The sequence below is a fragment of the Leclercia sp. UBA7405 genome (genome assembly GCF_037152215.1).
Taxonomy (GTDB): domain Bacteria; phylum Pseudomonadota; class Gammaproteobacteria; order Enterobacterales; family Enterobacteriaceae; genus Enterobacter; species Enterobacter pneumoniae.
In genome coordinates this window covers 75,513-96,517 of record NZ_JBBCMR010000003.1, presented here as the reverse complement: position 1 = coordinate 96,517, position 21,005 = coordinate 75,513, and the positions used below count along the sequence as shown (strand labels likewise).

Genomic DNA, 21,005 nt, shown 5'->3' with positions numbered 1-21,005 from the left:
TTGCGCGGTCATAAGCATTGAATTATGATGCCCATCGCGTCACGGACTGATGTACCACGATAAAGAGATGCCGGCGCGTTCGGCACGAAACACGTTAATGATGTCGTCCGTGATGATGAGGTAGTGAATGCCAGGCAGCACCATGTTGAAAGCGTTTGTTTTGTTTGTCGCCCTCTGGGCACCCTTCAGTCAGGCGAACACCGGTTGGCAACCCCTTCAGGAAACGATCCGCAAAAGCGACAAAGACACCCGTCAGTATCAGGCTATTCGGCTTGATAACGGGATGGTTGTGCTTTTGGTTTCCGATCCTCAGGCGGTAAAGTCGCTGTCGGCGCTGGTGGTGCCGGTTGGCTCGCTGGAAGATCCCGATGCGCATCCCGGGCTTGCACACTATCTTGAACATATGATCCTGATGGGCTCGAAAAAGTACCCGCAGCCCGACAGTCTCGCCGAATTTTTAAAAATGCACGGTGGCAGCCACAACGCCAGTACCGCGCCGTATCGCACCGCCTTCTACCTTGAAGTGGAAAATGACGCCCTGGAAGGGGCGGTAGATCGTCTTGCGGATGCGATTGCCTCGCCGTTACTGGATAAAAAGTATGCCGATCGCGAACGCAACGCCGTAAACGCAGAGCTGACGCTGGCCCGTACCCGTGACGGGATGCGTATGGCCCAGGTAAGCGCCGAGACCATCAACCCGGCGCACCCGGCTTCCCGTTTTTCTGGTGGGAACCTCGAAACCCTGAGCGACAAACCCGGCAGCCCGGTGCTGGATGCCCTGCATGCGTTTCGCGATAAATACTACTCCGCCAACCTGATGAAAGCGGTGGTGTACAGTAATAAGCCCTTGCCAGCACTGGCAAAAATCGCTGCTGAGACTTACGGCCGCGTGCCGAATAAAAACATCACCAAACCGCAAATTGACGTCCCGGTCGTGACCGATGCACAAAAAGGGGTGATCATTCATTACGTACCGGCGATGCCGCGTAAAGTCTTGCGCGTCGAGTTTCGTATTGACGACAACACCGCCCAGTTCCGCAGTAAAACCGACGAACTGGTGAACTACCTCATCGGCAACCGCAGCGCCGATACGCTGTCGGACTGGCTGCAAAAGCAGGGGCTGGCAGAAGGTATCCGCGCTGATTCCGATCCGGTAGTAAACGGCAACAGTGGCGTGCTCGCCATCTCCGCAACCTTAACCGATAAAGGCCTTGCCCATCGCGACGAGGTGGTGGCGGCGATTTTCAGCTACCTCAATCTGCTGCGCGAGAAAGGGGTCGATAAGCGCTACTTTGACGAACTGGCTCACGTGCTGGATCTCGACTTCCGTTACCCCTCTATCACCCGCGATATGGATTACGTCGAGTGGCTGGCTGATACCATGATCCGCGTGCCGGTTGAGCACACGCTTGACGCGGTCAATATTGCCGATCAATACGATGCTGCCGCGGTGAAAGCCCGTCTGGAGATGATGACGCCGCAGAATGCCCGCATCTGGTATATCAGCCCGGATGAACCGCACAACAAGACAGCCTATTTCGTCAATGCGCCTTATCAGGTCGATAAAATTAGCGATAAAACCTTTACCGACTGGCAGCAAAAATCGGCGGCCATCGCGCTCAAGTTGCCGGAGCTGAACCCTTACATTCCTGATGACTTCACCCTGATCAAGCCTCAGGGGGCTTATCCTCAACCCAAACTGATTGTCGATGAGCCAACTCTGCGGGTGGTCTATACCCCAAGCCAGTACTTTGCTAACGAGCCGAAGGCCGACGTTAGTGTGATACTGCGTAATCCTGCGGCCATGAACAGTGCCCGCAACCAGGTGATGTTTGCCCTGAATGATTATCTGGCGGGGATCGCGCTGGACGAGCTCAGCAACCAGGCCGCCGTCGGCGGGATCAGCTTCTCGACCAATGCCAACAATGGCCTGATGCTCAATGCCAACGGTTATACCCAACGGCTGCCGCAGCTTTTCCAGGCCCTATTGGCGGGATATTTCAGCTATACGCCAACCGAGGATCAGCTGGAGCAGGCGAAGTCATGGTATGCCCAGATGATGGATTCGGCGGAAAAAGGCAAAGCTTTTGATCAGGCGATCATGCCGGTGCAAATGTTGTCTCAGATTCCGTACTTCCAGCGTGAAGAGCGCCGTGCATTGCTGCCCTCTATCAGTCTGAAAGAGGTGATGGCCTATCGCGATGCGCTGAAAGCCAATGCCCGTCCGGAGTTTCTGGTGGTCGGAAATATGACGGAAGAGCAGACGAAAACGCTGGCGAAAAATGTCCGTGACCAGTTGAATGCTCATGGTAATGAATGGTGTCGTAATCAGGATGTGCTGGTCGAAAAACAGCAGAACGTGATTTTCGATAAAGAGAGCAACACCTCTGACTCTGCGCTGGCGGCCGTTTTTGTCCCTACCGGATACGACGAGTTTGCCAGTTCGGCAAACAGCGCGGTACTGGGGCAGATCATTCAGCCATGGTTCTATAACCAGCTGCGTACTGAAGAACAGCTGGGTTATGCGGTCTTTGCCTTCTCGATGAACGTCGGGCGCCAGTGGGGGCTCGGCTTCCTGCTGCAAAGCAGCGATAAGCAGCCTGCCTATCTGTGGCAACGCTATCAGGCATTCTTCCCGCAGGCAGAGGCGAAGCTTCGCGCCATGAAGCCGGAAGAGTTTGCCCAAATCCAGCAGGCAGTGATTGCGCAGATCAACCAGGCGCCACAAACCCTGGGCGAAGAGGCCTCAAAAATCAGCAAAGATTTCGATCGGGGTAATATGCGCTTCGATTCGCGTGATAAAGTAGTGGCCGAAATTAAGCAGCTCACGCCGCAAAAAGTGGCCGACTTCTTCCACCAGGCGGTGGTTGATCCTAAAGGGATGGCCATCCTCTCCCAGGTGTCAGGTAGCCAGAACGGGAAGGTCGAATACCTCCACCCGGACGGCTGGAAAGTCTGGAAAAGCGTAAGTGAGCTGCAGCAATCACTGCCATGGAGCAAGAAAGAATGACCGATACCGCTGAGTCTCTTAATCCCCTTCGTTTAGCACTCCAGGGCGAAAGGTTGATTGAAGCCTCAGCGGGAACCGGAAAGACCTTCACCATCGCCGCCCTGTACCTGCGACTACTGCTTGGCCTGGGCGGCAGTTCTGCCTTTAGCCGCCCCCTGAGCGTTGAAGAGTTGTTGGTGGTGACTTTCACCGAGGCCGCAACGGAAGAGTTGCGTGGCCGTATCCGCGCCAACATCCACGAACTACGCATCGCCTGCCTGCGAAACGCCACCGATAACCCGCTCTATGCCAGCCTGCTCGAAGAGATTGGCGATACCGAACAGGCGGCGCAATGGTTGCTGCTGGCAGAGCGGCAGATGGACGAAGCGGCGGTCTTTACTATCCACGGTTTTTGTCAGCGGATGCTCAGCCTCAATGCCTTTGAATCGGGCATGCTCTTTGAACAACAGCTGATCGAAGATGAATCTGAGCTGCGCTACCAGGCCTGCGCTGATTTCTGGCGTCGCCATTGTTACCCCTTGCCGCGCGATATCGCCCAGGCTGTTCACGACCTGTGGAAAGGGCCGGAAGCGCTGCTGCGTTCCATCGATCGTTATCTGCAGGGGGAAGCCCCGGTGATTAAATCCCCGCCGCCTGCGGATGAAACCCTGGCCTCTCGCCATGAAAAGATCATCGCGACGATCGACGCGATGAAAGAGCAGTGGCGCAGTGGGGTCGGTGAGATTGATGCCATCATCGAAAATTCGGGCATCGACAGGCGCAAGCTTAACCGGGGTAATCAGGCGAAATACATTGAGAGAATTAACGCCTGGGCTGAAGAAGAGACCTGTAGCTATCAGTTGCCTGACGCGCTGGAAAAATTCTCTCAGACATCCCTGACCGAACGCACCAAAGCGGGCGGCCAGGTACCGGAACATCCGCTGTTCGCCGCCATTGATGCGATACTGGCTGAGTCGCTTACTCTGAACGATTTAATGATTACCCGTGCGCTGGTGGAGATCCGCGAAGCCGTAGCGCGTGAAAAACGCCGTCGAGGCGAGCTCGGCTTTGACGACATGTTGAGTCGACTTGATGCTGCGCTTAACAGTGAAAACGGCGAAGCGCTGGCGGCCGCGATTCGTAAACGATTCCCGGTGGCGATGATCGATGAATTCCAGGATACCGACCCGCAACAGTACCGTATCTTTCGCCGCATCTGGCGCCAGCAAGCGGAGACGGCGCTGCTGCTGATCGGTGACCCTAAGCAGGCGATCTACGCATTTCGCGGCGCCGACATCTTCACCTACATGAAAGCACGTGGCGAAGTGGCGGCGCACTATACGCTGGATACTAACTGGCGTTCCGCGCCTGGCATGGTCGAGAGCGTAAACAGGCTCTTCTCGCAGATGGACGATGCCTTCATGTTCCGCGACATTCCTTTCAAACCGGTCAAATGGGCTGAAAGAAATGCCGGGTTACGTTTCGAATACCAGGGTGAAGCACAGCCGGCGATGCGTTTCTGGCTGATGGAAGGAGAGGGCTGCGGCGTAGGAGACTACCAGGCCTTTATGGCCCAGCACTGCGCGGCACAAATCCGCGACTGGCTGAGCGCCGGGCTGCGCAATGAAGCCGTGCTGCATACAGGCAAAGATTCCCGACCGGTGCAGGCATCGGATATCACTGTGCTGGTGCGCAGTCGCCAGGAGGCCGCGCTGGTGCGCGACGCGCTAACCTTGCTCAGCATCCCTTCGGTCTATCTCTCCAACCGCGACAGCGTGTTCGAAACGCTGGAGGCGCAGGAGATGCTCTGGCTGCTGCAGGCGGTGCTGGCGCCGGAGCGCGAAAACGTGCTGCGCAGTGCGCTCGCCAGCTCTATGCTGGGGCTGAACGCGCAGGATATCGATACGCTGAATAATAATGAAACCCACTGGGATGCAGCAGTAGAAGAGTTCACCCGCTATCGCGACCGCTGGCAAAAGCGGGGCGTGATGGCAATGCTGCGCGATGTCATGACGCAGCGACAGATTGCCGAGAATATGTTGGCCACTCCCGGCGGCGAGCGGCGTTTAACGGATATCCTGCATATTAGCGAGCTGTTACAGGAAGCGGGTTCGCAGCTGGAAAGCGAGCACGCGCTGGTACGCTGGCTGGCGCAGCATATTGCCGAGCCAAACAGCAATGCTTCCAGCCAGCAGATGCGCCTGGAAAGCGACAAACACCTCGTTCAGATCGTGACTATTCACAAATCCAAAGGCCTGGAGTACCCGCTGGTCTGGCTGCCCTTTATTGCTAACTATCGGGTGCAGGATCAGGCCTTCTACCACGATCGCAAAACCTTCGAAGCGGTGCTGGATCTCAGCAAGGCCGATGCCAGTATTGAGCTTGCCGAGGCGGAGCGACTGGCAGAAGATCTACGCCTGCTGTACGTGGCGCTCACCCGTTCCGTATGGCACTGCAGCCTGGGGGTGGCTCCTCTATCACGCCGTCGTGGCGATAAATCCGGCGAGAGCGATTTCCATCTCAGCGCGCTGGGGCGACTGGTGCAAAAAGGCGAAGCGAAAGACGCCGTCGGGCTGCGCCAGTGTCTGGAGGCGCTCTGCAATGAGCATATCTCGCTGCTCACGGCCGGCGTGGCAGACAGCGACCGCTGGCAAATGCCTGAATCGTTATCTCCTGAGCTGCAGGCGCGACAAATCGCCCGCGCGCTGGCGGATGACTGGCGGGTCACTAGCTACTCCGGTTTGCAGCAGCACGGCCAGGCGCTGGCACAGGATCTGATGCCGCGGCTGGATGTCGATGCCGCAGGCGTTGGAGAAGTCGCGCAGGAGCCGGAGCTGACGCCGCACCAGTTTCCACGTGGTGCGTCCCCTGGGACCTTTCTGCATAGCCTGTTTGAAACACTCGACTTTACCCAGCCGTTATCAGAAACCTGGGTAGCGGATGTGCTGCAAAAAGGGGGGTACGACGTACGCTGGCAACCAGTGCTGACAGCCTGGATTACCCGTATTTTACAGGCGCCGCTGAACGATGAAGGCATCTCTCTGAGTCAGTTAACGGCGAAAGAGAAACAGGTAGAGATGGAGTTTTATCTGCCTATTTCTGGCCCGCTTACCGCTACGGCGCTGGACGCGCTAATTCGTCGATATGATCCCCTGTCGCAGGGCTGCCCACCTCTCGACTTTCGTCAGGTTCGCGGCATGCTGAAAGGCTTTATCGACCTGGTATTTCGCCATAACGGCCGTTATTACCTGCTGGATTACAAATCTAACTGGCTGGGCGAGAACCGTGATGCTTACACCCAGGAGGCGATGGCGCGGGCGATGCAGACGCATCGCTATGATCTGCAGTACCAGCTCTATACCCTGGCGTTACACCGCTATTTGCGTCATCGCATCGCGGATTACACTTATGAGCGCCATTTTGGCGGCGTGATTTATCTGTTTTTACGTGGCGTCGACGGCAGCGCGCCGGGATCGGGGATTTTCTGCACGCGTCCTGACGAAGCCCTGATTAACCAGATGGATAGCCTGTTTGCTGGCACCACAGAGGAGGTAGCGCAATGACGATGCAGGAGTGCTTACTTGAGGCGGTTGAGCAGCGTCTGTTGCGTCGTCTGGATGTGCAATTTGCCATGATGGTGGCAGATAACGACCACCCGACGTTGATGCTGGCTGCCGCTTTACTCAGTTATGATGCCGGGGAAGGGCATGTCTGCCTGCCATTATCGCGCCTGAAGCCCGACGCGAAAACGCCAGCCCCGCTGCTGGCCTGCTTTAATCTGTTGGGGGACGATCCCGACTGGCGGGGAGCGTTAATGGACTCTCCGGCGGTGAGCGATGGCGCGAAACCTACTCCGCTGATCCTGGTTGACGATCGGCTCTATCTGAACCGGATGTGGCGTTACGAGCAGGCCGTGGCGCGTTTCTTCACGGAAGCGAACCAGCCTTTAACGCACAATGAAGCAGAGATGCAGAAGACGCTCAACGACCTGTTTAGCGTCGAGGGCGACGTGAATTGGCAAAAAGTGGCCGCGGCAGTCGCATTGACACGTCGAATCTCGGTCATTTCCGGCGGGCCGGGTACCGGTAAAACCACCACCGTGGCGCGCCTGCTGGCCGCGCTGATTCAGATGGCCGGCAAGACAAAATGCCGTATCCGCCTGGCCGCACCGACGGGCAAAGCGGCGGCACGCCTGACGGAGTCATTGGGGGGCGCAGTGCAAAAACTGCCCCTGACAGAGGCGCAGCGCAAGCTGTTCCCGAGCGAGGCCAGCACGCTGCATCGCCTGCTGGGGGCGCAGCCGGGTAGCCAGAATCTGCGTTATCACGTAGGTAATCCACTGCATCTGGATGTGCTGGTGGTAGACGAAGCGTCCATGATTGACCTGACGATGATGTCGCGCCTGATCGATGCGCTGCCTGCGCATGCGCGCGTGATCTTCTTAGGCGATCGCGATCAGCTGGCTTCGGTAGAGGCCGGCGCGGTGCTGGGGGATATCTGCACCTGGGCCAGCGCGGGATTCACTGCCCAGCGCGCGCAGGAGCTTGCTGGCCTGACGGGCTACGCGCTCGAAGGTAATGCCAGCCAGGTGGCAGGGGCGCTGCGCGACAGCCTGTGCCTGCTGCAAAAGAGCTATCGATTTGGTAGTGACTCCGGCATTGGTCAGCTGGCGGCGGCGGTCAATCGCGGCGATCGCCAGGCCTTAAGTACCGTCTTTGATGGTCGTTTCAGCGATATTGAGAAAAAGGCGCTACAAAGCGGTGAAGAGTATCTGAGCATGCTCGACGATGCTCTGGACGGATATCAGCGCTTCCTGCAGGCCGTTCAGCAGCAAGCCTCCCCGGAGGCAGTCATCGCCGCCTTTGGCGAGTTCCAGCTGCTGTGTGCGCTGCGAGAAGGGCCCTTCGGTGTGGCAGGGTTGAACGAGAAGCTGGAGCAGGTACTGGCGCAAAAACGCAAGATTACCCGTCAGCCCCTCTCCCGTTGGTATGAGGGCCGCCCGGTTATGATCTCGCGCAACGACAGCGCGCTCGGGTTATTTAATGGGGATATCGGGATTGCCCTGGATCGCGGGCAGGGGTTACGTGTCTGGTTCCAGATGCCGGATGGCCGCGTGAAATCGGTTCAGCCAAGCCGTTTACCGGAAAATGAAACCGCATGGGCAATGACAGTGCATAAATCCCAGGGGTCGGAGTTCGATCATGCGGCGCTGATTCTGCCAGTACAGATGTCGCCCGTCGTCACCCGTGAGCTGGTCTATACCGCCATTACCCGTGCGCGTCGCCGCTTATCTTTGTATGCGGATGAGAGTGTCCTGACGCAGGCTGTCACCACGCGAACCGAGCGGCGTAGCGGCCTGAACACCCTTTTCGAAGCGCTGTAACTGCCCCTCCCGCAGGGGAGGGTTCAGGTGAGATCGGCCATCAGCACTTTGGAACGGCGCTGATAGTTATACATCTCTTTTTTGCTCTCAGGCAGAGAGTCAATATCCACCGGCGTGAAGCCACGCTCCTGGAACCAGTGAATGCTGCGGGTAGTGAGGACGAAGAGTTTATTCAGCCCAATTTGCCGCGCCTGGGCGGCAACACGCTCCAGCAACACTTCACCGCGTGACGAACTGCGGTAATCCGGGTGCACGGCCACACAGGCCATCTCACCGATCTTCTCTTCCGGGAAGGGATAGAGAGCCGCACAGGCGATAGTCAGGTTGTCGCGCTGAATAATGGTGAACTTGTCGATCTCCATCTCCAGCTGTTCGCGGGAACGACGCACCAGAATCCCCTGCTGCTCCAGCGGGCGGATCAGCTCCAGAATTCCGCCGATGTCGTTGATGGTGGCGCGGCGTATCTGCTCGGCGCTCTCCATGACGATCTGCGTACCAATGCCGTCGCGCGAGAAGAGCTCCTGCAACAGCGCGCCATCTTCCTGATAGCTAATCAAATGGCTGCGACGCACCCCGCTGCGGCAGGCTTTTACCGCCCCCCGCAAGAAGCGCACGGTGCCAGAGTGGTAATCGCCCTGGGCTTCGAGAGACTCTACGCGGGCCTGCGCTTCGTTAGGGAACAGCTCAGAGACAATATCCCCCAGCTCGTTGGTCACGCCCTGCGATGAGCAGAAACCAATCATCTTCTCGGCTTTCAGCTTGATAGCCAGCTGCGTGGCAATCTCTTCCGAGGTGAGGTTGAAGCTTTCGCCGGTAACGGAGACGGCGACCGGCCCCGTCAGTACGATGGCACCGCCGTCCAGCTGACGATGAATCGCCTCTTCGTCGATACGCCGTATACGGCCGCTATGGCAGTAATCCACCCCGTCATCCACGCCGAGCGGCTGGGCGATAATAAAATTGCCGCTCACCACGTTGATATGTGCCCCCTGCAGAGGGGTATTGTTCAGGCTCATTGAGAGGCGTGCGGTGATATCCAGCTGCAGCAGGCCCGCTGCCTGCTTAACCAGTTCCAGCGTTTTGGCATCGGTAACACGAGTGTGTTTATGGTAGATAGGTTCGTGGTGATGAGAGGCCAGATTGGCGTCGATCTGCGGCCGGGCACCATACACCACAACCAGGCGAATACCCAGACTGTGCAGCAGGCCGATGTCGTTGACGATACTGGAAAAGTTTTCGTGTTCAATGGCTTCGCCGCCGAGCAGCACGACAAAGGTTTTCCCACGATGGGTGTTGATATAGGGAACAGAATGGCGGAATCCCTGGACCAGTTCGATTCTACGCTCCTTCACCACGGCACAACCCTCAATGAATTTTTATTCGTAATTAATGTATTTTTATTCGATCGTGGCCGCGAGCGCAAGCCTAAATTTTGGGTGATACGAAGAAATAGCTATATAAGCAAGGCATTAGCTAAGGATTGTTTACCCTTTAATAGATGACAGTTTATGCGTCATTCGTTAAAGTTTTCGGTCAATTTGGACGTTTTGTGTATAAATACGATTTCTTTGCTCGGGAGAAGCATGTCGGGATCCAAGTCAGCTTTAAGCCGCCGCCGTCTGTTACAAGGGGCCGGGGCCATGTGGTTACTCAGTGTGAGTCAGGTTGGGCTTGCTGCTGTCACGCAGGTCGTGGCTGTACGCGTCTGGCCATCCTCAACCTATACCCGCGTCACGGTAGAATCGAACCGGGTGATGAAATATAAGCAGTTTGCCCTGAGCAACCCTGAGCGCGTTGTAGTGGATCTTGAAGGTGTCAATCTTAACTCCGTCCTGAAGGGGATGAGCGCGCAGATCCGCGGCGATGATCCTTACATCAAGTCTGCGCGGGTAGGGCAGTTTGATCCGCATACCGTGCGCATGGTGTTTGAACTGAAACAAAACGTGAAGCCGCAGCTGTTTGCGCTGGCGCCGGTCGCGGGTTTCAAGGAGCGTATGGTGATGGATCTTTATCCGGCCAATGCCACAGACATTCAGGATCCGCTGCTGGCCCTGCTGGAAGATTACAACAAAGGCGATCTTGACCGGCAGGTTCCTCCGGCCCAGAGTGGCCCTCAGCCAGGAAAAGCCGGGCGCGATCGCCCGATAGTGATCATGCTCGATCCGGGGCATGGCGGAGAAGACTCCGGCGCGGTGGGCAAATACCATACGCGCGAAAAAGATGTGGTACTGCAGATCGCCCGTCGCCTGAAGGCATTGATCGATCGGGAAGGCAATATGCGCGCCTATATGACGCGTAACGAAGATGTCTTTATCCCGCTGAAGGTGCGCGTGGCCAAAGCGCAGAAGCAGCGTGCGGATCTCTTTGTTTCGATTCATGCGGATGCCTTTACCAGCCGCCAGCCGAGCGGGTCTTCCGTCTTCGCGCTCTCAACGAAAGGGGCCACCAGTACCGCAGCACGCTATCTCGCCGATACGCAGAACGCCTCGGATTTGATTGGCGGCGTGAGCAAAAGCGGCGACCGCTACGTCGACCACACGATGTTTGATATGGTGCAATCGCTCACTATCACCGACAGCCTTAAATTTGGTAAAGCGGTGCTGGGTAAACTTGGCGGCATCAACAAACTGCATAAAAACAGCGTTGAACAGGCCGGCTTTGCCGTGCTGAAAGCACCGGATATTCCGTCGATTCTGGTCGAGACGGCTTTTATCAGTAACGTGCAAGAAGAGCGTAAGCTTAAGACCGCTAAATTCCAGCAGGAAGTGGCCGAGTCGATTCTGGCCGGGATTAAAGCTTACTTTTCTGATGGCGCGACGCTGGCCAGAAGAGGGTAGTGGAGGCACGCCGGGTTCACGCCCGGCCGATTCACAAATCGCAGATACAAAAAAACACCCAGATGGGTGTTTAATGTTTTCGAAGTATTGGTTGCGGGGGCCGGATTTGAACCGACGACCTTCGGGTTATGAGCCCGACGAGCTACCAGGCTGCTCCACCCCGCGTCACCGTACTGCTTCTATTTTTATTAAATTTTGATTGGTTGCGGGGGCCGGATTTGAACCGACGACCTTCGGGTTATGAGCCCGACGAGCTACCAGGCTGCTCCACCCCGCGTCACCGTACTACTTGTACTTCATCAAATTTTAATTGGTTGCGGGGGCCGGATTTGAACCGACGACCTTCGGGTTATGAGCCCGACGAGCTACCAGGCTGCTCCACCCCGCGTCCGTGGATGCGCACTATACTCTGCTGACTCATTGTTGCAACCCTTTTTAAGTAAAAATACCCTAATAGTATGTAAATTGAACGAATTAGATACAATAAGGCGATTTTTTGCGCAAAATTTGCCCTTGGGCATGTAATCGCATTTCAATCACTGTAGCGGTTTGTTATCTTCATTTCGCAGAAACGGGCAACTAAAAGACGAGATATAATGAAAGGACGTTGGGCGAAGTATCTGATGACGGGCGCAATGGTAGCGATTCTTGCGGCCTGCTCCTCCAAACCGACCGATCGCGGTCAGCAATATAAAGACGGGAAATTTACCCAGCCTTTCTCCTTAGTGAACCAGCCCGATGCCGTCGGGGCGCCAATAAATGGTGGTGACTTTGCTGAGCAGGTAAGCCAGATCCGTACCGCCTCTCCGCGCCTGTATGGCTCACAGAATGCCGTCTATAACGCGATTCAGGAGTGGTTACGCGCCGGGGGAGATACCCGCATGCTGCGTCAGTACGGTATTGATGCCTGGCAGATGGAAGGGGCCGATAACTATGGCAACGTCCAGTTTACCGGCTACTACACGCCGGTAGTGCAAGCGCGTCATACCCGCCAGGGTGAGTTCCAGTATCCTATCTACCGTATGCCACCGAAGCGTGGCCGCCTGCCGTCCCGCGCCGAGATCTATGCGGGGGCGCTGAGTGACAACTATATCCTCGCCTACAGCAACTCGCTGATGGATAACTTCATTATGGATGTGCAGGGCAGTGGCTATATCGATTTCGGTGATGGCAGCCCACTTAACTTCTTTAGCTATTCAGGTAAAAACGGCCATGCCTATCGCAGCATCGGCAAAGTCCTGATCGACCGCGGTGAAGTTAAACGCGAAGATATGTCGATGCAGGCTATCCGTGAGTGGGGCGAGAAGCACAGCGAAAGCGAAGTCCGTGAACTGCTGGAGCAGAACCCTTCCTTCGTCTTCTTTAAACCGCAAAACTTTGCGCCAGTGAAAGGGGCAAGCGCGGTGCCGCTGATTGGCCGCGCGTCCGTCGCCTCTGACCGTACGGTGATCCCGCCAGGCACCACGCTGTTAGCAGAGGTACCGACGCTGGATAATAACGGTAAGTTCTCCGGTCAGTACGAACTGCGCCTGATGGTCGCTCTCGACGTAGGTGGCGCCATTAAGGGCCAGCACTTCGATATCTATCAGGGGATTGGCCCGGATGCGGGTCACCGCGCGGGCTGGTATAACCACTATGGCCGCGTCTGGGTGCTGAAAACGGCGCCGGGCGCGGGTGGCAGCGTCTTTAGCGGCTAAATGTGGTACATTAACGTCATGCTTTCTGCTCTCTGACGGGGGCCGGGGTGAGGGATAACTCTCACCCCTTTTTACATCTGAGGTCATATGTCTGTGGTAATCAGCGACGCCTGGCGCCAGCGTTTTGGCGGCACAGCGCGTCTTTACGGTGAAAATGCCCTGCAACTCTTTGCCGGGGCGCATGTTTGCGTAGTCGGGATTGGCGGTGTCGGCTCCTGGGCGGCAGAAGCGCTGGCGCGAACCGGTATCGGCGCCATAACGCTTATTGACATGGATGATGTCTGCGTCACCAATACCAACCGGCAGATCCATGCCCTGCGCGACAGCGTGGGCCTGGCCAAATCTGAAGTCATGGCGGATCGTATTCGCCAGATCAACCCTGAGTGCCGGGTAACGGTGATCGATGATTTCGTGACGGCAGATAACGTGGCGCAGTATATGAGTGCCGGTTATAGCTATGTGATCGATGCTATTGATAGCGTGCGCCCGAAAGCGGCGCTGATTGCTTACTGCCGTCGGTATAAGGTGCCCCTGGTTACCACGGGGGGAGCTGGCGGGCAAATTGATCCGACCCAGATTCAGGTGAGCGATCTGGCAAAAACCATTCAGGATCCGCTGGCGGCAAAATTACGCGAGCGGCTGAAAAGCGATTTCAACGTGGTCAAAAACAGCAAAGGTAAACTGGGGGTGGACTGCGTCTTCTCGACGGAAGCGTTGGTTTATCCGCAGGCCGATGGCACCGTCTGCGCAATGAAGAGCACGGCGGAAGGGCCAAAACGGATGGATTGTGCCTCCGGCTTTGGTGCGGCCACCATGGTGACCGCCTCCTTTGGCTTTGTGGCGGTCTCTCACGCCCTGAAGAAGATGATGGCGAAGGCGAACCGTCAGGCCTGACGCGCTGCCTCCAGCACCGCTTCACTCAGCGCATTCAGCCCCTGGCTGCGGGATGCGCTGAGCTGAGCGCGTAACCCCAGCTCATCGAACAGCGTGAGCGGGTCGCGTGCCAGCAGCTGCGCTGCGCTTTTACCTTCGATAGCCGTGAGCAGCACGGCCAGCAGTCCCCGCACAATACGCCCTTCACTGTCGCCCATAAAATGCAGCTTATCACCTACCCGGGTGACACCCAGCCAGACGCGGTTTTCACAACCGGGGATCTCTCTGGCCTGCGCTTTGAGTTCATCGGAAAGCGCTGGCAGCTGTTTGCCAAGCAGGATGAGCTGGCGATATTTATCTTCCCACTGATTAAGTGGAGCGAAGGTCTCTTTTAACGTCTCTTCAGTGATGACGGTGCCGAACGGGTGTCCGGCCAGGGTAGGGCTTGTCATTAATCCACCAGTAGTGCAAGTGCGCGATCCACGGCGGCGACCAGCGCCTCGACATCGCTTTGGGTATTGTAAGGGGCGAAGGACGCGCGCAGGGTGCCGCTTACGCCCAGTGCTGCCAGCAGCGGCTGGGCGCAGTGCTGCCCGGCACGCAGGGCGATACCTGACTGGGCAAGCAACGTAACCATATCGCTATGATGAACGCCTGCAAAATCAAAGGCCAGCAGGCTGGAGTCCTGAACACGGAACGAACGGAAGCCCGGACGCGTTTTCAATGCCTCTTCAGCCAGCGTCGCCAGCCCACGGCTCCAGCTTTCGGCCTGCGCCACGTCAATGTCTGCAAGCCACTCCAGGGCGGCGCTCAGGCCTATCACCCCCGCGACGTTCGGCGTACCGGCCTCCAGGCGATAAGGGACCGGCTGTGTTTTGAATCCGTCAAAACTGACTTCAGTAATCATTTTTCCACCGCCCAGCCAGGGCGACATCTGCTCCAGTAATTCAGCCTTTCCGTAAAGGACGCCGATGCCGGTAGGACCATACAGCTTGTGGCCTGAGAAAGCGTAGAAATCAATATCCAGCGCCTGTACATCCGCCGGGAAGTGCACCACTCCCTGAGCGCCGTCCACCATTACCACCATATTATGGGCGTGAGCCAGGGTTATCGCCTGGGCGAGATCGGGGCAGCCCCCCGTGACGTTCGACATCTGCCCGAGAGCGAGGATCCGGCTTTGTGGGGTAATCAACGCCTCCAGACACGAAATATCGGGCAGCAGGTCGGCACCCAGCGGCAATTTCACGACTTTGGCGCCGGTCTGCTCTGCCACTATCAACCACGGGACAAGATTGGCGTGATGCTCAGCTTCACTGACAATGATCTCGTCACCCGGCTGCAGACGCGGGCGAGCAAAGCTCTGGGCCACCATATTTATCGCTTCGGTGGTGCCGCGGGTCCAGACAATGTTTTTGCCGCTTTCGGCATGGATCAGGCGCGCCACCTGTTCGCGAGCCGCTTCATAGCGCGCGGTCAGGCGCTGGGCTTCGGCAAACTGGCTACGATGCACATTGCCCGCGCTCAGGCTGTAAAACTGGTTTGTGGCTTCGATAACCGCCGTGGGCTTAAGGGCGGTAGCGGCGCTATCAAGGTAGACGCCGGCATCAGCCAGCGCCGGAAACTGGGCGCGAAAGTGGGCAGGACTGAAAGCGTTCATGGGACTCCTCATGGTCATCGCTAGATCGTCGCGCAAAATTCCCGGCAGAGCAAGGAGGTTGATCTCTATCGGAATTGTCTGTTTATCCTGGCATCCTGCGTGAAGCACGTTATGCTGAATAGTGTTAGGTGAGTGTCTGAGCCTGTCATAAAACGAGCTATGAATAGCATTAATTGCTGAAGGAGAAGAATTATGAAAAAGACTGCCGCGATCATCTCTGCCTGTATGTTTACTTTTGCCCTGAGCGCCTGTTCTGGTAATAACTATGTGATGCATACCAACGATGGTCGTTCCATCGTGTCTGAAGGGAAGCCGCAGACCGATAACGATACCGGTATGATTTCCTATAAGGATGCCAACGGGAATAAGCAGCAGATCAACCGCTCTGATGTAAAAGAGATGGTAGAGCTGAACAAGTAAGGGAATAGCAGACAAAAAAAAGCACCGCAATTAGGCGGTGCTACATTAATCACTATGGACAGACAGGGTAAATGTACAGGAAGTGAAAAATTGGTAGCGTTGCTACCGTGGTCTGAATCGCAGACCAATTGCAAACACAACAACACAACATCACAACCGTAAGCCAAAAGCCCCTCAGAACACGCATTCCGAAAAAGCTCTTCGTTCCGGCTCAGGAAGTGCCGCCACTATAGGTATTTGCTGGTAGTTCCTCAACGGACAAATTATAATGGCTCAGATAAAAAAAACTAATAGGTTAACTATTGTTTCCTGTTTGTTAAAAGCCTTTAACATCTAAGCCATAAAGCCATGTCAAAGCGATTACCACCACTGAACGCATTACGTGTTTTTGATGCTGCTGCCCGCCATTTGAGTTTCACTCGCGCGGCAGATGAGCTATTTGTGACGCAGGCCGCAGTAAGTCATCAAATCAAGTCTCTTGAGGACTTTCTGGGGCTTAAGCTGTTCCGTCGACGCAACCGTTCTCTCTTATTAACGGAAGAGGGACAGAGCTATTTTCAGGATATCAAAGAGATTTTTTCACAGCTGACGGAGGCGACCCGCAAACTGCAAGCGCGCAGTGCAAAAGGAGCCCTGACGGTCAGTTTATTGCCCAGTTTTGCCATCCAGTGGCTGGTGCCGAGGCTCACAAGCTTTAACTCAGCTTATCCGGGAATCGACGTTAGAATCCAGGCGGTAGACCGTCAGGAAGATAAGCTCGCGGATGATGTCGACGTGGCGATTTTTTATGGTCGCGGTAACTGGCCGGGCTTGCGTGTCGAAAAATTATACGCAGAATATCTGCTGCCGGTCTGCTCACCGCTATTATTAACGGGTGAAAAGGCGCTGAAAACACCTGCCGACCTGGCGAAACATACCCTTTTGCATGATGCTTCTCGCCGCGACTGGCAAACTTATACCCGTCAGTTGGGTCTGAACCATATCAATGTGCAGCAGGGGCCCATCTTCAGCCACAGCGCGATGGTGTTACAGGCTGCTATTCACGGGCAGGGCGTGGCGTTGGCGAACAACGTGATGGCGCAGTCCGAAATTGAGGCAGGCCGCCTGGTCTGTCCATTTAATGATGTTCTGGTCAGTAAAAATGCGTTTTATCTGGTTTGTCATGACAGTCAGGCAGAACTGGGTAAAATAGCCGCCTTCCGGCAATGGATACTGGCGAAAGCGGCCAGTGAGCAAGAGAAATTCCGCTTTCGTTATGAGCAATAAATGATTTCGCGTGCCTGCACGCATGACTTTGGGACAGGAACATGACCAGCCGTTTCATGCTAATTTTCGCCGCAATAAGTGGCTTTATTTTCGTTGCGCTGGGCGCCTTCGGTGCGCATGTATTAAGTAAATCGTTGGGTGCTGTCGAGATGGGCTGGCTCCAGACCGGCCTTGAGTATCAGGCGTTTCATACCCTGGCGATATTTGGTTTAGCGGTTGCCATGCAGCGCCGCATTAGCATCTGGTTCTACTGGAGCAGCGTTTTCCTCGCGCTCGGTACCGTATTGTTCAGCGGCAGCCTTTACTGCCTGGCGCTGTCACATTTACGCCTCTGGGCGTTTGTTACCCCTGTCGGCGGCGTCTGCTTCCTGGTGGGGTGGTTTTTAATGTTGATTGGTTCTATCCGTCTGAAACGCAAGGGCGTTGTTCATGAATAAAGTTGTTTTATATTGTCGCCCGGGCTTTGAGAAAGAGTGCGCTGCGGAAATCACCGATAAAGCCGCTAAGCGCGAGGTATTTGGTTTTGCCCGCGTCAAAGAGGACTCGGGTTATGTGGTATTCGAGTGCTATCAGCCGGATGACGCGGAAAAACTGGTGCGCGAGCTGCCGTTTAGCTCCCTGATTTTTGCCCGCCAGATGTTTGTGGCAGGCGAGCTGCTCAAAGATCTCCCGCCTGAAGATCGTATTACGCCTATCGTCGGTATGCTGCAGGGTGTCGTTGAGAAGGGGGGCGATCTGCGCGTTGAAGTCGCTGATACCAACGAAAGCAAAGAGTTGATGAAGTTCTGCCGCAAATTCACCGTACCGCTGCGTGCAGCTCTGCGTGAAGCAGGCGTACTGACCAACTACGAGACGCCAAAACGTCCTGTTGTGCATATCTTTTTCATTGCCCCGGGCTGCTGCTACGCAGGCTACTCGCTGACCACCAATAACTCACCGTTCTATATGGGGATCCCGCGCCTGAAGTTCCCGTCTGACGCGCCGAGCCGCTCCACGCTGAAGCTGGAAGAGGCGTTTCATGTCTTTATTCCGGCTGATGAGTGGGACGAACGCCTGGCTAATGGCATGCACGCGGTGGATCTGGGGGCTTGCCCTGGTGGCTGGACCTATCAGCTGGTGAAGCGCAACATGTGGGTTGCCTCCGTTGATAACGGCCCGATGGCGCAGAGCCTGATGGATACCGGGCAGGTGACCTGGCTGCGTGAGGATGGCTTCCGCTATCGCCCGACCCGCAATAACATCACCTGGATGGTATGCGATATGGTGGAAAAACCGGCGAAAGTGGCTGCGCTGATGGCTTCCTGGCTGGTAAATGGCTGGTGTCGTGAAACCATTTTCAACCTCAAGCTGCCAATGAAGAAGCGCTACGAAGAGGTGTCGCAGAACCTGGCTTATATTCAGGAGCAGATGGATGCTAACGGTATTAACGTGGTGATCCAGGCGCGTCAGTTGTATCACGATCGCGAAGAGGTGACGGTACATGTTCGTCGCTGGTGGGCTGCGGTCGGTGGACGCCGCGACGAGCGATAGTGCACTGAAATCCCCTCATCCCCAAGGGGCGAGGGGGAAAAGTCTGCGCGGTCTGATCCCCTCTCCCCCGGGAGAGGGCTAGGTTGAAGGGAATTACCGCGTTAACCGCAACTGCTGTAAATTCCCGTCGAGCTGTAAATCCGTCTGTAATCTCGCCACGTCCCGACAGATAAACGCCATCTCTTTATGCTCCACCAGTTTCTTACGCCACTTTTCAGGCACCTCATCCAGCCGGTCATAGATACCTTCCAGAGAGTGAAAGTCGTTCAAGAGCTGGGCTGCGCTTTTCGGCCCGATACCGGCCACGCCGGGCACCTTTGAACTGCTAATGCCTGCCAGCCCCCAGTAGTCGGGGAGTTGCTCAGGGGTCACGCCAAATTCACTGGCGATAAAGGGGGCATCCAGCCAGCGTTTCTGAAAGTAATCACGAATGCGGATGGTGGGGGAGAGCAACTGGCAGTAGCCTTTGTCGGTAGAGACGATAGTGGCCTGGTGTCCGGCGCTGGCTACTTTGACTGCCAGCGTAGCAGCGAGATCGTCGGCTTCGTTGCCCTGGGCCCCCCAGCAGGGAACGCCATGCTGTTCAAATGCCGTACGCAGGGCTGGCATTTCGCTGTGCAGGTCGTCGGGCATAGGAGCGCGTCCGGCTTTGTAGTCGGGCAAACGCTGATGTCGCCAGCCGGTATTGCGCGCTTCGTCGTCAAACACCGCCACCACATGCGTGGGCTCGCTGTGGCGGATTAACTGCTCCAGCGCGTGGACGCAGGTATCCTTACAGGGCGTACCCTGTACCGCATGGATACGGCGAATCAGGTTAAGCGCGTCGACAATAAGCAAATGAACAGCCACAGATAATCTCCTTCCATCTTGTGAATAAAGGGTATCACTGTCGGCAGGATGAAACTACGCGTGGTGGGTGAAACGGGAAAGCGCCTCGCAAAAACGAGGCGCTAAAGGTTAGTCGCAGGCAACGATTTTCATCGCCAGGCCGCCGCGGGAGGTTTCGCGGTATTTGGCGTTCATGTCTTTACCGGTCTCGAACATGGTTTCGATAACCTTATCGAGGCAGACGCGCGGCTCGCTGGTGCGGCGCAGGGCCATACGCGCAGCGTTAACCGCTTTTACCGAGGCAATCGCGTTACGCTCAATGCAGGGGACTTGTACCTGTCCGGCAACCGGGTCGCAGGTAAGGCCAAGGTTGTGTTCCATACCGATTTCCGCCGCAATACAGACTTGCGCCGGGCTACCGCCGAGCAACTCAGCCAGACCGGCAGCAGCCATCGAGCAGGCCACGCCAACCTCACCCTGACAGCCCACTTCGGCGCCGGAGATAGACGCATTCATCTTATAGAGCGAACCAATCGCGCTGGTGACCAGCATATAGCGTGCCAGTGAGTTAGCGTTCACTTCGCGGATGAATTTGTCGTAGTAAGCCAGTACTGCCGGCACGATCCCGCACGCGCCATTGGTCGGTGCCGTTACCACACGTCCACCAGCGGCGTTCTCTTCGTTCACGGCCAGCGCAAACATATTGATCCAGTCCACGACCGCCATCGGGTCTGTGGTGGTCTTATCGGCGCTGACCAGCATGCGGCGCAGCGCGGCGGCACGACGTGGAACGCGCAGCTTACCCGGTAATACGCCTTCGGTCGTAATCCCGCGCTCGATCCCGCCACGCATCACTGCCCAGACGTTTGCAAAGTGCTGTTCCAGCTCTTCTTTGCTGTGCAGCGCCAGCTCGTTTTTCATCATCAGGCCAGAGAGCGACAGACCGCTCTCCTGACAATGGCGTTGTAGATCGGCTGCCGATTTGTACGGGTAAGGCACCGCCACGGTGTCGTTGCTGCTTTGCCCGAAGTGTTCTTCGTCGACGATGAAACCGCCGCCGATAGAGTAATAGGTTTTGCTGTGCAGGACTTTATCGCCAGCTAACGCGGTAATACGCATGCCATTTTCATGCAGCGACAGGTTATCCGCATGGAAATTCATGCAGTGGTCAACCGGGAACTCAACCTCATGCTCGCCGTTCGCCAGCAGCAGACGACCGTGGGTATTCACGTCCTGGATAAAGCTCGGGATCGCATCAATATCGACGGTATCCGGCAGGTTACCCGCCAGACCCATGATAATGGCGATATCCGTATGGTGACCTTTTCCGGTTAAGGAGAGGGAGCCGTAGACATCCACGACTACGCGGGTGGTGTCATGGAGAATGCCGTGTGAAATCAGATCGTCCGTGAATTGTTTACCGGCTTTCATTGGGCCAACAGTATGAGAGCTGGAGGGACCAATGCCGATTTTGAAAATATCGAATACGCTAATCATGATGCGTCCGTTGCTTTCAGTCTGAAGA

General features: G+C 56.2%; 15 protein-coding genes and 3 tRNA genes. 10 read left to right on the top strand and 8 right to left on the bottom strand.

Going from position 1 to position 21,005, the window contains the following annotated elements; all coding sequences use genetic code 11:
• Positions 1-127: 127 nt before the first annotated feature.
• The 3 genes from ptrA to recD are packed head-to-tail and all read left to right on the top strand — an operon-like array spanning position 128 to position 8,372.
• Positions 128-3,010, top strand: a complete 2,883-nt coding sequence (gene ptrA, locus WFN75_RS15700; RefSeq protein WP_336996461.1) for a pitrilysin — start codon at positions 128-130, stop codon at positions 3,008-3,010.
• Positions 3,007-6,552: an exodeoxyribonuclease V subunit beta gene (gene recB / locus WFN75_RS15695; RefSeq protein WP_336996460.1), complete on the top strand. Its 3,546-nt coding sequence runs from the start codon at positions 3,007-3,009 to the stop codon at positions 6,550-6,552. The genes ptrA and recB overlap by 4 nt, the downstream gene beginning before the upstream one ends.
• Positions 6,549-8,372 carry an exodeoxyribonuclease V subunit alpha gene (gene recD, locus WFN75_RS15690; RefSeq protein ID WP_336996459.1) on the top strand — a complete coding sequence of 608 codons (1,824 nt, stop codon included), beginning with the start codon at positions 6,549-6,551 and terminating at the stop codon, positions 8,370-8,372. The genes recB and recD overlap by 4 nt, the downstream gene beginning before the upstream one ends.
• Positions 8,373-8,395: 23 nt before the next feature.
• Here the strand turns inward: recD and argA are convergent, their stop codons facing one another.
• Positions 8,396-9,727 carry an amino-acid N-acetyltransferase gene (gene argA, locus WFN75_RS15685; RefSeq protein ID WP_040074213.1) on the bottom strand — a complete coding sequence of 444 codons (1,332 nt, stop codon included), beginning with the start codon at positions 9,725-9,727 and terminating at the stop codon, positions 8,396-8,398.
• A 228-nt stretch (positions 9,728-9,955) separates the two neighbouring features.
• Between argA and amiC the strand changes: the two genes are divergently transcribed.
• A complete protein-coding gene (gene amiC / locus WFN75_RS15680; RefSeq protein ID WP_040074214.1) occupies positions 9,956-11,209 on the top strand; it encodes an N-acetylmuramoyl-L-alanine amidase AmiC in 1,254 nt (417 codons plus the stop codon).
• 88 nt (positions 11,210-11,297) lie between these two features.
• Here amiC and WFN75_RS15675 read toward each other — a convergent pair.
• From WFN75_RS15675 to WFN75_RS15665, 3 genes are all read right to left on the bottom strand, one after another.
• Positions 11,298-11,374, bottom strand: a tRNA-Met gene (locus WFN75_RS15675).
• A 35-nt stretch (positions 11,375-11,409) separates the two neighbouring features.
• A tRNA-Met gene (locus tag WFN75_RS15670) sits at positions 11,410-11,486 on the bottom strand.
• 34 nt (positions 11,487-11,520) lie between these two features.
• Positions 11,521-11,597, bottom strand: a tRNA-Met gene (locus WFN75_RS15665).
• Between the two features lie 208 nt (positions 11,598-11,805).
• On the opposite strand from WFN75_RS15665, the gene mltA reads away from it, so the two are divergent.
• Positions 11,806-12,906, top strand: coding sequence for a murein transglycosylase A (gene mltA / locus WFN75_RS15660; protein ID WP_040074215.1), 1,101 nt, complete (start codon positions 11,806-11,808; stop codon positions 12,904-12,906).
• Positions 12,907-12,993: 87 nt separating this feature from the next.
• Positions 12,994-13,800 (top strand): tRNA cyclic N6-threonylcarbamoyladenosine(37) synthase TcdA, encoded by an 807-nt coding sequence (gene tcdA / locus WFN75_RS15655; RefSeq protein WP_207292334.1) that lies wholly within the window; start codon positions 12,994-12,996, stop codon positions 13,798-13,800.
• Here tcdA and csdE read toward each other — a convergent pair.
• The gene (gene csdE, locus WFN75_RS15650; RefSeq protein WP_233800720.1) at positions 13,791-14,231 is read right to left on the bottom strand and encodes a cysteine desulfurase sulfur acceptor subunit CsdE; all 441 of its coding nucleotides are present in this window, start codon (positions 14,229-14,231) and stop codon (positions 13,791-13,793) included. The genes tcdA and csdE overlap by 10 nt on opposite strands.
• Positions 14,231-15,436: a cysteine desulfurase CsdA gene (gene csdA / locus WFN75_RS15645; RefSeq protein ID WP_233800722.1), complete on the bottom strand. Its 1,206-nt coding sequence runs from the start codon at positions 15,434-15,436 to the stop codon at positions 14,231-14,233. The genes csdE and csdA overlap by 1 nt, the downstream gene beginning before the upstream one ends.
• Before the next feature lie 192 nt (positions 15,437-15,628).
• On the opposite strand from csdA, the gene WFN75_RS15640 reads away from it, so the two are divergent.
• The 4 genes from WFN75_RS15640 (at position 15,629) to rlmM (ending at position 18,652) form a co-directional block, all read left to right on the top strand.
• Positions 15,629-15,856, top strand: coding sequence for a YgdI/YgdR family lipoprotein (locus WFN75_RS15640; protein ID WP_040074221.1), 228 nt, complete (start codon positions 15,629-15,631; stop codon positions 15,854-15,856).
• Between the two features lie 348 nt (positions 15,857-16,204).
• On the top strand, positions 16,205-17,122 hold the full coding sequence (gene gcvA, locus WFN75_RS15635) for a glycine cleavage system transcriptional regulator GcvA (protein ID WP_040074222.1): 918 nt from the start codon (positions 16,205-16,207) through the stop codon (positions 17,120-17,122).
• Positions 17,123-17,163: 41 nt separating this feature from the next.
• Complete coding sequence (locus tag WFN75_RS15630) at positions 17,164-17,559, top strand: DUF423 domain-containing protein (protein ID WP_040074224.1); 396 nt, start codon at positions 17,164-17,166, stop codon at positions 17,557-17,559.
• A complete protein-coding gene (gene rlmM / locus WFN75_RS15625) occupies positions 17,552-18,652 on the top strand; it encodes a 23S rRNA (cytidine(2498)-2'-O)-methyltransferase RlmM (protein ID WP_040074225.1) in 1,101 nt (366 codons plus the stop codon). The genes WFN75_RS15630 and rlmM overlap by 8 nt, the downstream gene beginning before the upstream one ends.
• Positions 18,653-18,745: 93 nt before the next feature.
• On the opposite strand, the gene xni is transcribed toward rlmM, so the two are convergent.
• Positions 18,746-19,501 carry a flap endonuclease Xni gene (gene xni / locus WFN75_RS15620; RefSeq protein WP_207292331.1) on the bottom strand — a complete coding sequence of 252 codons (756 nt, stop codon included), beginning with the start codon at positions 19,499-19,501 and terminating at the stop codon, positions 18,746-18,748.
• 108 nt (positions 19,502-19,609) lie between these two features.
• A complete protein-coding gene (locus WFN75_RS15615; protein WP_336996458.1) occupies positions 19,610-20,977 on the bottom strand; it encodes an L-serine ammonia-lyase in 1,368 nt (455 codons plus the stop codon).
• Positions 20,978-21,005 lie beyond the last annotated feature (28 nt).